This is a genomic window from Nocardioides dubius (assembly GCF_039528155.1).
GTDB lineage: Bacteria > Actinomycetota > Actinomycetes > Propionibacteriales > Nocardioidaceae > Nocardioides > Nocardioides dubius.
In genome coordinates this window covers 273015-285507 of record NZ_BAAALG010000013.1, presented here as the reverse complement: position 1 = coordinate 285507, position 12493 = coordinate 273015, and the positions used below count along the sequence as shown (strand labels likewise).

General features: G+C 70.2%; 9 protein-coding genes. 2 read left to right on the top strand and 7 right to left on the bottom strand.

Features of this window, described 5'->3' with window-relative positions:
* Window positions 1–22: 22 nt before the first annotated feature.
* Window positions 23–1654: a chaperonin GroEL gene (gene groL / locus ABD151_RS18490; protein ID WP_343996295.1), complete on the bottom strand. Its 1632-nt coding sequence runs from the start codon at window positions 1652–1654 to the stop codon at window positions 23–25.
* Between the two features lie 248 nt (window positions 1655–1902).
* Window positions 1903–4020 carry an MMPL family transporter gene (locus ABD151_RS18485; protein WP_343996294.1) on the bottom strand — a complete coding sequence of 706 codons (2118 nt, stop codon included), beginning with the start codon at window positions 4018–4020 and terminating at the stop codon, window positions 1903–1905.
* Between the two features lie 177 nt (window positions 4021–4197).
* Between ABD151_RS18485 and ABD151_RS18480 the strand changes: the two genes are divergently transcribed.
* Window positions 4198–6123 (top strand): carboxypeptidase regulatory-like domain-containing protein, encoded by a 1926-nt coding sequence (locus tag ABD151_RS18480; RefSeq protein WP_343996293.1) that lies wholly within the window; start codon window positions 4198–4200, stop codon window positions 6121–6123.
* A 178-nt stretch (window positions 6124–6301) separates the two neighbouring features.
* On the opposite strand, the gene ABD151_RS18475 is transcribed toward ABD151_RS18480, so the two are convergent.
* The 3 genes from ABD151_RS18475 to ABD151_RS18465 form a co-directional block, all read right to left on the bottom strand.
* Window positions 6302–7165, bottom strand: a complete 864-nt coding sequence (locus ABD151_RS18475; protein ID WP_343996292.1) for an ATP-grasp domain-containing protein — start codon at window positions 7163–7165, stop codon at window positions 6302–6304.
* A gap of 5 nt (window positions 7166–7170) precedes the next feature.
* Entirely contained in the window at window positions 7171–7995 is an 825-nt protein-coding gene (locus tag ABD151_RS18470; RefSeq protein ID WP_343996291.1) for an SGNH/GDSL hydrolase family protein, read from the bottom strand.
* A 172-nt stretch (window positions 7996–8167) separates the two neighbouring features.
* Complete coding sequence (locus tag ABD151_RS18465; protein ID WP_343996290.1) at window positions 8168–8629, bottom strand: OsmC family protein; 462 nt, start codon at window positions 8627–8629, stop codon at window positions 8168–8170.
* Between the two features lie 107 nt (window positions 8630–8736).
* Between ABD151_RS18465 and ABD151_RS18460 the strand changes: the two genes are divergently transcribed.
* A complete protein-coding gene (locus tag ABD151_RS18460) occupies window positions 8737–10332 on the top strand; it encodes an AMP-binding protein (protein WP_343996289.1) in 1596 nt (531 codons plus the stop codon).
* An 88-nt stretch (window positions 10333–10420) separates the two neighbouring features.
* On the opposite strand, the gene ABD151_RS18455 is transcribed toward ABD151_RS18460, so the two are convergent.
* Window positions 10421–11629 (bottom strand): glycosyltransferase family 61 protein, encoded by a 1209-nt coding sequence (locus ABD151_RS18455; RefSeq protein ID WP_343996288.1) that lies wholly within the window; start codon window positions 11627–11629, stop codon window positions 10421–10423.
* Entirely contained in the window at window positions 11626–12435 is an 810-nt protein-coding gene (locus tag ABD151_RS18450; protein ID WP_343996287.1) for an FkbM family methyltransferase, read from the bottom strand. Before ABD151_RS18450 ends, ABD151_RS18455 begins: the two co-directional genes overlap by 4 nt.
* Between the last annotated feature and the right edge of the window lie 58 nt (window positions 12436–12493).

The window sequence follows — 12493 nt, the reverse complement described above, 5'->3', positions numbered from 1 at the left end:
CTTCTGCGTCAAGCGGGGCGGATCAGAAGTCCATGCCGCCCATGCCGCCCATGTCGCCGCCCGGCATGGCCGGGGCCTTCTCGGGCTTGTCAGCGACAACGGCCTCGGTGGTGAGGAACAGGGCCGCGATCGAGGCTGCGTTCTGCAGCGCCGAGCGGGTCACCTTGGCCGGGTCGATGATGCCGTTGGCGATCATGTCGACGTACTCGCCGGTGGCAGCGTTGAGGCCCTGACCGGACTCCAGGTTGCGCACCTTCTCCGCGATGACGCCGCCCTCGAGGCCGGCGTTGATCGCGATCTGCTTCAGCGGGGCGTCGGTCGCCTTGCGGACGATGTCGGCACCGGTGGCCTCGTCACCCTCGAGCTCGAGCTTGTCGAACGCGGTGGCAGCGGCCTGCACCAGAGCAACGCCACCACCGGCGACGATGCCCTCCTCGACGGCAGCCTTCGCGTTGCGAACGGCGTCCTCGATGCGGTGCTTGCGCTCCTTCAGCTCGACCTCGGTGGCCGCGCCGACCTTGATCACCGCAACGCCGCCGGCCAGCTTGGCCAGGCGCTCCTGCAGCTTCTCGCGGTCGTAGTCGGAGTCCGAGTTCTCGATCTCGGCGCGGATCTGGTTGACCCGGCCCTCGATCTGGCCCTGGTCGCCAGCGCCCTCGACGATGGTGGTCTCGTCCTTGGTGATGACGACCTTGCGGGCCTGGCCGAGCAGCTCGATGCCAGCCGACTCCAGCTTCAGGCCGACCTCCTCGGAGATGACCTGGCCGCCGGTCAGGATCGCGATGTCCTGCAGCATGGCCTTGCGACGGTCACCGAAGCCCGGAGCCTTGACGGCAACGGACTTGAAGGTGCCGCGGATCTTGTTCACGACCAGGGTGGAGAGCGCCTCGCCCTCGACGTCCTCGGCCAGGATGACGAGCGGCTTGCCGCTCTGCATGACCTTCTCGAGGATCGGGAGGAGGTCCTTGACGTTGGAGATCTTGGAGTTCGCGATGAGGATGTACGGGTCCTCGAGCACGGTCTCCATGCGCTCCGGGTCGGTCACGAAGTAGGCCGAGATGTAGCCCTTGTCGAACCGCATGCCCTCGGTGAGCTCGAGGTCGATGCCGAAGGTGTTCGACTCCTCGACGGTGATGACGCCTTCCTTGCCGACCTTGTCCATCGCCTCGGCGATGGCGTCACCGACGGTGGTGTCGCCACCGGCGGAGATGGTGGCGGTGGCGGCGATCTGCTCGCGGGTCTCGACGTCCTTCGCCATGCCGAGCAGCTGCTCGGAGACGGCGGCGACGGCGGCCTCGATGCCGCGCTTCAGACCCATCGGGTTGGCGCCGGCGGCAACGTTGCGCAGGCCCTCGCGGACCATCGCCTGAGCGAGGACGGTCGCGGTGGTGGTTCCGTCACCGGCGACGTCGTCGGTCTTCTTGGCGACCTCCTTGACCAGCTCGGCGCCGATCTTCTCGTACGGGTCCTCGAGCTCGATCTCCTTGGCGATCGACACACCGTCGTTGGTGATCGTGGGGGCGCCCCACTTCTTCTCCAGGACGACGTTGCGGCCCTTGGGACCAAGCGTCACCTTGACGGCGTCGGCGAGGGTGTTCATACCCCGCTCGAGGCCGCGACGGGCCTCCTCATTGAAAGCAATCAGCTTCGGCATGACTCTGGCGATTCCTCACGCGTAAGAGTTCTGGACGGCCGGTTCGTTGCCCGCGACGGACGATCTGGCTGACCCGGCGGACCCTTCCCGCCGGCGCTTCAGACCTCAACTCACCGATCCGTTGTGATTGTCACTCTCCTAGGGAGAGTGCCAGCCTCATGTTTAGCACTCGCCTGGTGAGAGTGCAAGGTGGATGGGTGGCTCGGCGGCCGCCGAGGAGGCCACCCGCAAGGATCGCCGCAAGGCCGTCAGTGCGGCTCGTCGGCAGCGGCCAGCCGCGGGCCGTCGTCCGCCATCGCCCGCTGCCACGGCCACCACACCTTGTTGCCCAGGTCGTAGGCGAGCGCCGGCACCAGCACCGAGCGGGTGACCACGGTGTCGAGCAGCACGCCGAACGCCACGATGAAGGCGATCTGCGCGAGGAAGAGCAGCGGGATAACCGCGAGCGCGGAGAAGGTCGCGGCGAGCACGACGCCGGCGCTGGTGATCACCCCGCCGGTCACCGCGACCGCGCGCCGGATGCCACGCCGGGTGCCGACCTGCAACGCCTCCTCGCGGGCGCGCGACATCAGGAAGATCGAGTAGTCCACCGCCAGCGCGACCAGGAAGACGAAGCCCAGCAGCAGGGTCGAGGGGTCGGCGCCCGGGAAGCCGAAGAGGTGGTCGAAGACCAGCGCCGAGACGCCGAGGGTGGCCGCGAAGGTGAGCACGTTGATCAGCACCAGCAGCGATGCCGCCAGCACCGAGCGGAGCAGGAAGACCAGGATCAGCGTGACCACGAGCAGGATCGCCGGGATCACCAGCCGCTGGTCACGCTGGGCGGCCTTGTGGGTGTCCACGTCGGTCGCGGTGGCCCCGCCGACCAGGATCGCGTCGTCGACGCGCTCCAGGTCCTCCCGCAGGTCGCGGACGGCGTCGCGGGCGCGCTCGGTCTCCGAGCCGGCCTCCAGCGTCGCGGTGAGCATGGTGTCGCCGCTGCCCTCCTGCGACGGCGTCACCTCGACCCGATCGGCGACCAGCGGCTGCGCGGCCAGCACCTCCCGCGCCCGGTCGACGGCGTCGTCGGGCGCGATCACCCGCACCGGCGACTGGTCGCGTCCCTTGAAGTAGGCGTCGATCGCCTCCTGGCCGTCGACCGACTCCACCTGCTTGGTGAAGAACTGCGCCTGCGAGATCCCCGACGTCGGGAACTGCAGCGCAAAGATCGCCGCCCCGATCAGGACCGCCACGGTGCCGATCCAGGTGGCCCGCGGACGACGGGTGACCGCGTTCGCGATCCGGGTCCAGCCGTCGTGCCGACTCGGCTCGCCCTGGTGCGGCATCGAGGGCCAGAAGGCGCGGCGTCCGATCAGTGCGAGCACCGCAGGAAGGAAGGTGAGCGCGGCGACCATCGCACCGGCGATGCCGAGGGCGCCGACCGGACCGAGCCCGGAGATGTTGCCGAGGTCGGAGAGCAGCAGGCACAGGAGTCCGGCGATCACGGTCAGGCCACTGGCTGCGATCGGCTCCAGCGATTGGCGCCAGGCGGTCCGCAGCGCGGCCAACGGCGGCTGGGAGTGCAGCTCCTCGCGGTAGCGCGCGACCAGGAGCAGCGAGTAGTCGGTGGCCGCGCCGACCACCAGGATGAAGAGGATCCCCTGGCTCTGTCCGGAGAGCTGGATCCAGTCGGCGTCCGCCATCGGGTAGATCACCAGTGCCGCCAGGGCAAGGCCGAAGACGCTGGTCAGCAGGACCGCGAACGGCAGCACCGGACTGCGGTAGACGACCAGCAGGATGATCAGGACCGCGACCAGGGTGACCCCGAGCAGCAGGCCGTCGATGCCCGCGAACGCAGCGCTGAGGTCGGCCGCGAAGCCGGCCGGACCGGTGACCTGGCTGGTCACGCCGTCGAGATCCGGGCGGTTGACGCGCACGCCCTTCACGATCGTCTTGCCGACCTCCTCGCCACCTTCGGAGGCCGAGGCGGCGTCGGCGTCGAGGCTGACCACCAGGAGGGCAGCCTCCTTGTTCTCGGAGGGGACCAGAGGCACCTGGGGACCGGCCATGTAGTCGCCCAGCGGCTTGCTCAGACCATCGAGACGGAGCGCCGGCAGCTGCTCGGCATACGCTCCGAGCGCCCCCAGCTGCTGCCCGGTCAGCGCCTTGTCGGACTCGACCACGATCAGCAACGGGAGCGTGCTGTCGGCGGAGAACTCACCGAGCCGGGCGCTCACCTTGGTGGAGTCGGCGCTGTCCGGCAGGAACGAGGCGGAGTCGTTGTTCTGCACCGAGCTCAACGAGCCGACCAGCGGGCCGCCGACTCCGGCGGCAAGCAACCAGAGAGCCACGACCACACCAGCCAGCAACCTCCAGCGCGCCTTCGTCATGGTGCGAAGGCTAGCGGTGCAGGCGAAGGCGATCGGCGGGGCTGACGGAACCCCCTGCCACAGGTGCGGTCTAGGCCACGTCGGCGTCAAGTGGACATGATCCAAAGTTGTGCACTATTCATCTTGCTTTGGGGAGATCACCGCCGGCGTCCCGTGCCGGCCACAACGGAGGACCACATGCGAAGTACCCGCCACCTGCTGGCGCTCCTGCTGGCGACCTTGCTCGCCGTCGCAGCGCCCGCGCTGACCACCAGCGCCTCGGCCGAGCCCGTCACCACCGGAGGGGCCTACGGAACCGCGTACGACGACTTCTTCGACGAGGGCCTCGCCGATGTCGCCGTCGACTTCTACGCGCTGGACACCTACCCCGGCGGCACGCCCGTCCATCAGACCACCACCAACGCCTCCGGCTCGTGGTCGGCGAGCGGGATTCCGACCGCGACCTACACGGTGGTCGCCTCCAAGCCGGGCTACGCCACCGAGACCCGACAGCTCTCGATCCCCAACGGATACGACACCTGGACGAGCAACTTCTACCTGGAGCCCGCCGCTTGGGGGACCCTCAGCGGCAACCTGACCGTCGGTGGCGCTCCCGTGCGCGCTGAGTGCGGCACGATCGAGGCATACCGTCCCGGCGGCGAGTCGCTGATCGACACTGCGACCCGCCGCGGCGGCGCCTGGAGCCTGCGACTCCCGGTCGGCAGCTACCAGGTGCAGGCCTCGACCGAGTCCTCCACCTCCGGCATGTTCGGCTCGTCCCCGTGCGCCCAGGGCAGCCCCGCCTGGGCCGGCGGCAGCGACCAGGACAGCGCCACCGCCTTCGCCGTCACCAAGGACGCGACCACCAAGGTGGCGTTGAACCTGGTGGCGAACCCGGTGATCTCCGGCGTCGTCACCGATCAGGCCAAGAAGCCGCTCGCCAACATCGTGGTCACCGCCACCGAGGAGAACGAGCACACCCTCACCGACGCCAACGGCCGCTACACGCTCTCGGCGACCCCGGGCCTCACCGCGATCGCCTTCGACGACCCTGCCGAGGAGTACCAGACCGCCTTCCACAACGGCACCACCACGGTCGCGGTCCCCGCCGACGTCGCCCTGGCGCCGGGCCAGCGGCTGACCCTGAACGCGACGCTGACCGCCGACCCCACGCCCGCTCCCGAAGCTGCGCTCACCGGCCTGGTGACCGACAGCACCGGCAAGCCGATGCGTGGCGTGATGGTGATGATCGGCGAGGCCGGATTCGAGGGCTCACCCGCGACCGTCGCCTACACCCGGACCAACGGCCGCTGGGCGGTCGCTCGCGAGGACATCGCGCCCGGGACATACACGGCGAGCTTCGTCGCCGCCCAGTTCTCCGGCTCCATGCCCGAGTTCGACGCGGAGCCGCTCCTCTACGGCAACACCCAGGACCCCGCTAAGGCGCGCACCTTCACCGTCGGTGCCACTGGGGTCCTCTCCTTGGACACCGTCAAGCTGACCCGGCTCGGCTCGATCAGCGGAACGACGATCGCCGACGACTCGATCGGCGAGGAGGCCGACCAGGTCGTCTACTCGCTGACCAACGCGGCCGGCAACCTGGTGGCGCTGACCCAGGGCACCGACGTCTTCTCCTTCACCAACCTCGCGCCCGGCTCCTACAAGCTCAGCGTCTCCTCGATGGGCCTCATGTACGGCGGCATCGGCGCGATGCTGATGAAGCCGTTCATCACGTCCTGGTACGGCGGCCTGACCGCCAGCCAGGCGAAGTGGATCACGGTGGCCCCGGGCGCCAAGGTCGCCGGCCTGACGGTGAGCCTGACCAGCAAGATCCGCAACGCCACCAAGCCGAGGGCGACCGGCACCGCCAAGGTCGGCAAGACCCTGAAGGCCAACCCCGGCACCTGGAACCAGGGCACCGACCTGGTCTACGCCTACACCTGGAAGCGCGGCTCGAAGACGGTCGGCACGAAGTCGTCGTACCGGCTCACCAAGGCCGACGCCGGCAAGAAGGTGACCGTGACCGTGCGCGCCACCCACCGCCTCGGCGTCTTCACCTCGGCCACCGCGACCTCCCCGACGGTGAAGGTCGCCAAGGTCAAGAAGCAGAAGAAGAGGCGCTGACCCCGGCTCTGCACCGCACCACCAGGACGCCGCCTCCGCCTTCGGGCAGGGGCGGCGTTCCGCCGTCCGCGGCCCTTCTGGAACGCGCCCCCTGGAGATAGTCCCTGACGTTTTCGTGGTTCTTGGCAGGCGAAAACCACGGAAACGTCAGGGACTATCCCCAAAGTAAGGCAGTGACTCAGGTCAGCTCGGCGGCGACGACGTCGGCGAAGCGGGCGGCGTTCTGGGGCAGGACGTCGAGGTAGAGGCCGGGCTCGGTCACCTCCAGCTCGCTGACGGCGAGAGTGCCGTCGGCGAGGCGCATGGCGTCGACGCGGGCGTACGGCAGACGATGCCCGAGCAGGGCCTCGGCCCCCGCGACCGTGCGCAGGGCGACGTCGGCCTGCTCGGCTCCGAGCTCGGCAGCCTCGGTGTGGCCGCCGAAGTGCTCGTGCACCCGGATCTCACCGACACCGGGCACCTTGCGCGCCGCGGAGACGGCCTCGCCACCCAGCACGTAGACCGACCACTCCCCCTCGGTCCGGATCGACTCCACCAGCGGCTGCACAACCCACGGCCCGGGCTCCAACCGGGACTCGTCGAGGTCCGCAGGACCGCCCTCGTCCATGTCGAAGACCACCACGCCGCGACCTCCAGCAGCAGTGCGCGGCTTGACCACCGCCGTGCCGAACTCCGCGATGGCAGCGGGCAGCTCCTCCTCGCCTTCGGCCAGCAAGGTCGGCACCACCGGCACCCCCGCCTCGGCCAGCTGCACCAGATAGGCCTTGTCGGTGTTCCAGCGCACCACGTCGACGCCGTTCAGCACCCGGGCGCCGTCCGCCTCGATCCGGCTCAGCCACGCCAGGAACTCGGCGAAGCGCTCGTGGTAGTCCCACGGCGAGCGCAGCGCGACCAGCCGGGCGCCGGCCCAGTCGACGTCGTCGTCGTCCCAGATCGCCCAGGCGGCGTCGATGCCCCGCTCGGAGAAGGCCTGCAACAGCAGCTCGCCGCCGGGCTCGCCCTGGGGCCAGGCGCGGGAGGTGACCAGGAGTACGTCGACCATGTCGCTCACTGTAGTGGCGGCAGCAGATCCAGGTCGGGCACGTGGTGCCCGAACGGCACGACCTCGTCCTGGCCGAGTGCCGCCAGCACCGACGGCAGGATCGCCTTCGCGGTGCGGCGGTAGCCGGCACTGGAGGGATGGAAGCGGTCCACGCTGAACATCTCGTCGGGCGCAGCCTCGAAGAACGGGCCGGCCACCGTCGCCAGCGAGACCGCCCGGGCACCGGCAGCGAGCGCCGCCTCCTGCTGCGCGAGCGCCAGCTGACGCGAGGCGCGAGAGCCCAACGTGCGCAGGGGTTGCGGCACCGGGGAGAGCGCACGCAGATCCGGACAGGTGCCGACCACGACCTCGGCGCCACGCAGCCGCATCGCCTCGATCGCGGAGCGCAGATGCGCCACCGAGTCGGCCACCGGCACCCGATGGGTGAGGTCGTTGCCGCCGACCACGATCACCGCGACGTCGACGCGCACCCCACGCGGAACCCGCGCGATCTGCTCGGCGAGATCACTGCTCTCGGCTCCGACCCGCGCCAGCGTGGTCAGCCGGACCGCCCGCCCGGTCGCCTTCGCCATGCCCTTGGCCAACCGGGCGCCCAAGGTGTGCTTCGGCTTGTCCGCACCCAGTCCGGCCGCGATCGAGTCGCCCATCACCACCAGATGCAGCGCCCTGCCCAGCTCCGGGCGCCAGACGCGGTCAGCGTCGAGCGCCTGCTCCCCCAGCGGCTTGCCGATCAGCCGCCGCGCGATCGCCGCCTGACGACGCAGCAGCGTGCGCACGCCGAGGACCCCGAGCACCGCACCGAGCCCGACACCGAAGAGAGCCGACCGCATCCACTTCCACACAGGCTCCTTCCAACCAGATGGCGGTGGCCACCGGCGCAACGGCGTCCGACCGGCACGCGAACACCCGCTGTCGACTCGCGGCAGGCAGGCGGACGACGGGCAGGCGGACGACGCGCAGCAGGCGGCTGGCGGCTGGCGGCTGGCGGTGGCGGCTGGCTGGTCAGCCGACGACGGCCTGCGGCTCGTGCGTCACCGGGAAGCCCACCGACGCCGCGATGAAGCAGTTGGCGCTGGCCTCGGCATGGATCGCCAGCGCGGTCTCGACCATCGACTGGTCCGCGACGGTGACCACCGGACGCAGCACCACCGAGGTGAACCGGCCACCCTGCCCGACCTGCTCCATCACGCCGAGCGCCGTGTCGCGGTAGTCGGTGACCACCACGCCGTGGTTCACCGCGCTGTGCAGGTAGGAGAGCATGTGGCACTGCGCGAGCGCCGCCACCAGCAGCTCCTCCGGGTTCCAGCGGTCGGCGTCGCCACGGAACGGAACGTCGGCAGAGGCGAGGATGTCGGCCTTGCCGCCGGCGGAGACCAGCACCTGCCGGCCGTAGTCGCGATAGCCACTGGTCCCGGCGCCCCGGTTGCCCTGCCACTGCACGGTGAGTTCGTAGCGATGCTCCATGCGCCCACCCTGCCACGGGCACGCCGCAGCCGACCCCGATGGTGGCCCGGCCCCAATTTCGGGACCACCCCTTTACGAGAACGCGTTCTAGTAGCGATGCTGTGCCTGTGACCCAGACCACAGGAGCCCCGACGTCGGGCCGTCCGCTCACCATCGCCGACATCCTCGAAGAGATGGCCGACGTGATCGGTGAGCGCGCCGCCCTGATCACCCTCGACCACACGTACACGTTCGCCGAGCTCGACGAGCGCTCGACGCGGCTGGCGAACCACCTGGTGAGCATCGGGATCAAGCCCGGCGACCACGTCGCCGTGCACGCTCCGAACCGGATCGAATGGGTCGACGCGTTCTACGGCTGCCTCAAGGCCCGCGCGGTGCCGATCAACATCAACTACCGCTACCTGGCTGACGAGCTCGACTACCTGTACCGAAACTCCGACTCCGTGGCCGCGATCATCGCGCCCGAGTACGTGGAGATCGTCACCAGCCTCGACCTGCCGCAGCTGAAGAGCATGCTGGTGATGGGCGCCGACTACGACGCCGCCCTGGCCGCAGCCTCCCCCGAGCGGAAGATCACCGGCCGCTCCGAGGACGACCATTACATGCTCTACACCGGTGGCACCACCGGGAACCCGAAGGGCGTGGTCTGGCGCAACGCCGACATCGTCGTCGGCGCGCTGAACGCCAGCCGCTTCGGCGCCCCGATCGAGTCGGTCGAGGCCCTCGCCCAGGAGGCCGCCGCCAACGAGAACCCGATGGTGCTGTTGGCCTGTGGCCCGATGATGCACGGCGGCAGCCAGTGGATCTTCGGCAATGCGCACGTCGCGGGCTGCCCGGTCGGCTTCTACACCGAGCCCTCCTTCGACGCCGCGAAGATCCTCGACCTGGTCGAGCACGCGAAGGTGATCTCGTTGACCTTCCTGGGCGACGCGATGGGACGCCCGGTCGCGGAGGCGATCCTCGCCGAGCCCGACCGCTGGGACCTCTCCGCACTGGCCGCCGTCTCCAACGGCGCCGCGCCGCTCTCCGACGGCGTCCGCGACGAGATCCGCAAGGCGCTGCCCGGCCGCTTCATCCTCGACTCCTACGGCTCCTCGGAGTCCGGCGCCACCGCGTCGCGGATGGACGACGGCACCGAGGGCCCCTCGGGCGCCCCGAAGTTCAGCGCCTCCCCCGAGGTCGAGGTCTTCGACGTCAACCTGAAGCCGGCCGCGGTCGGCGTCGAGGGCATCCTCGGCCGCACCGGCGCGGTGCCGCTCGGCTACTACAAGGACCCGGTCAAGACCGACGCCACCTTCAAGGTGATCGACGGCGTCCGCTGGGTGCTGCCCGGTGACGCCGCCCGGCGCGAGGAGGACGGCACCATCAGCCTGCTCGGACGCGGCTCGGTCTGCATCAACACCGGCGGCGAGAAGGTGCACCCCGAGGAGGTCGAGGCGGTGCTGCTGCGCCACGACGAGGTCTTCGACGCCGCCGTCGTCGGCACCGCGCACGAGCGCTGGGGCCAGCAGGTCACCGCGCTGATCCAGCGCCGCGAGGGCTCGGACGTCACGGCCGAGCAGCTGCGCGAGCACTGCAAGTCGCTGATCTCGGGCTACAAGGTGCCCAAGGAGTTCCTCTTCGTCGACGCCGTTCCGCGCACCCCGGTCAGCAAGGTCGACTACCCGGGCAGCACCGAGCTCGCCAACAAGCTGCTCAGCTGACGCCTCGACGAGCACCCGTCTCCCGCGACGCCCCTCGTCGGGTGGAGGCGGGTGCTCGCTGCGTGCGCCCCGCCCGACGTCGCTGGGCTCAGGCCAGCAGCCGGTCGACGGCGGCGACGATCTCGTGCGGGTCGAGGTCGATGTCGGCCTGGATCTTGTTCATCGGGCTGCCCGGGCCGTTCGCGGCGACGTCGCCACCCACCAGATAGCTGTGCTGAGCACCGGGGATGCTCTGGCTGATCGCCCAGAAGCAGGCCTTGACGAAGCTTGCCGGGAAGAGCTCCAGCACCCTGACGCCGGGGCTGGCGAAGAGCAGGTTGGTCAGCGCCGCACCGTGCGGAGCGACCACCACCTCGGCCGCGGCGAAGGTGTCGATCTGCTCCTGGATGGAGAGCCCACCGGGCTCCACGCAGACGAAGCCGCGCTCCGCGAGCAGCGGCAGCAGCTCTGCCTCGTGCACCACCCGCCGCGTGTTCGGCACCTGGCCCCGGGTCACGTAGATCCGGCGCGGCCGCCCCGCCAGGTCACCGGCCGGCAGCCGCTTGCGCAGCCACTCGACCGTCGCCGTGGGCGCGACCTCCTTCGGGTTGGGCAGCGACGGCACCAGCAGCCGCTCGGCCCGCACCGCACTGTGCTTGCGGGCCGGTACCAGCCGGTGCTCGTCCAGGCCGGTCATCGCCAGCAGGGTCTGCTGCCACGTCGTGTCGGCCGGCACGTAGAGACCATCCACCGCGACGTCGCCGAGGGTGTCGCGCAGCACGCCGTAGCGCGGCAGCACGTCGAGCAGGAAGTGGTAGTAGTTGTAGCTCCCGCCACGGGTGGCCAGCACCGCCAACGCGCCGTCGAACTCCTCGACCTTCGGCAGCCGCGAGCGCAGGTAGAGCGGATGCTCGCGCCAGTCGGTGATCCCGAAGTACTCACTGGTCTCGAAGTCGAGCGTGCCGCGGGCGGTGATCACCGCGCCGTAGTCGCCCAGCGCGATCCCGCGCGGCAACGAGAGCGTGGACCGCGGTGCCACGTCGAAGCGGGTCGCCTCGTCGAAGATCCAGTGCTTGCTCGGCTTCCCCGCGGCCAGCGGACGACGCAGCGCCTCGCCCTCCGGCTCCTGGACGTAGGTCGCCTCCGGCTCACCACGCGCGGTCTCGGCCGAGGTGGTCGTGGCCCGGCGCGGCAAGGCCCGATCGCCCGCCCACGACGAGGTGCGCCGCCCGATGACGCCGAGCAGCAACGAGGCCAAGCGGTGCAGACGCTTGACCAGCGGCCAGGCCGGTTGCAGCCGACTCGGCAGCCGGGTCATCGAGGGATGCTGTCGCGCGACAGCCAGGCCATTCCGAGCCGCGGGCCGAACTCCTCACGCTGCAACAGGTTGAGGCCGGCGCTGGCGAAGAACCGGTCGAGCTCGTCCCACGAGTGGCCGGGCAGGTCGTGGTACTCCAGCACGACGCGGCGCACGCCCTCCCAGTCCGCCGGGTCGGAGCCCAGCACCATGTCGTACTCACCGCCCTCGGTGTCGATCTTGACCAGGTCGGCGGTCCGCCCGGACGCGGTCAACGCCTGCGCCATCGAGACGCTGCGCACCCGAACGGTGGTCGTCGCGCCGTCGAGGTGCAGGACGCCGTTGTGCCCGCTGGCCGCGCCGTTGTCTGCAATCTCCAGCTCACCGGCAACGCCCTGCACAGCAAGGTTGTTGACCGTCACCCGGCCTTGCAGGCCGTTGTCGTCGACGTTGCGCTGCAGGAAGTGCGAGGTCGACGGCGACGCCTCGTAGGAGTGCACCTCGGCGCCCGGCATCCGCAGCGCGGCCGAGACCGTGAAACAGCCGACGTGAGCGCCGACGTCCAACACCACGGGGCGCTCACCCAGGCCCTGCAGGAACCAGTCGAGCTGGTACTCGTCCTCGACGAAGATCTCGTACACGGGGACCCGTGCGCCGGGCCGGTTCGGCACCGTGATCGCACCGCCGCCACGTGGCCGGAAGGTGATCGTCTCGGGCTTGCCGGTGGTGCCCTGGCGGGCCAGATCGACCAACAGGCGCGGCCCGTTGTCGAAGCTGCCGAGGGTCTGGCGCACACGCCGTGCGGCCAGCGGAACGCTACGGATCATCTGTTGGCTCTCCTGGGGTCCAGCGCGCGCGGCGCCTCGGATTCGGCGTCGGCCAGTG

Coding starts and splice junctions, on each gene's coding strand:
- groL (WP_343996295.1), bottom strand. CDS start 1,654: ATGCCGAAGCTGATTGCTTTCAATGAGGAGGCCCGTCGCGGCCTCGAG.
- ABD151_RS18485 (WP_343996294.1), bottom strand. CDS start 4,020: ATGACGAAGGCGCGCTGGAGGTTGCTGGCTGGTGTGGTCGTGGCTCTC.
- ABD151_RS18480 (WP_343996293.1), top strand. CDS start 4,198: ATGCGAAGTACCCGCCACCTGCTGGCGCTCCTGCTGGCGACCTTGCTC.
- ABD151_RS18475 (WP_343996292.1), bottom strand. CDS start 7,165: ATGGTCGACGTACTCCTGGTCACCTCCCGCGCCTGGCCCCAGGGCGAG.
- ABD151_RS18470 (WP_343996291.1), bottom strand. CDS start 7,995: ATGCGGTCGGCTCTCTTCGGTGTCGGGCTCGGTGCGGTGCTCGGGGTC.
- ABD151_RS18465 (WP_343996290.1), bottom strand. CDS start 8,629: ATGGAGCATCGCTACGAACTCACCGTGCAGTGGCAGGGCAACCGGGGC.
- ABD151_RS18455 (WP_343996288.1), bottom strand. CDS start 11,629: ATGACCCGGCTGCCGAGTCGGCTGCAACCGGCCTGGCCGCTGGTCAAG.
- ABD151_RS18450 (WP_343996287.1), bottom strand. CDS start 12,435: ATGATCCGTAGCGTTCCGCTGGCCGCACGGCGTGTGCGCCAGACCCTC.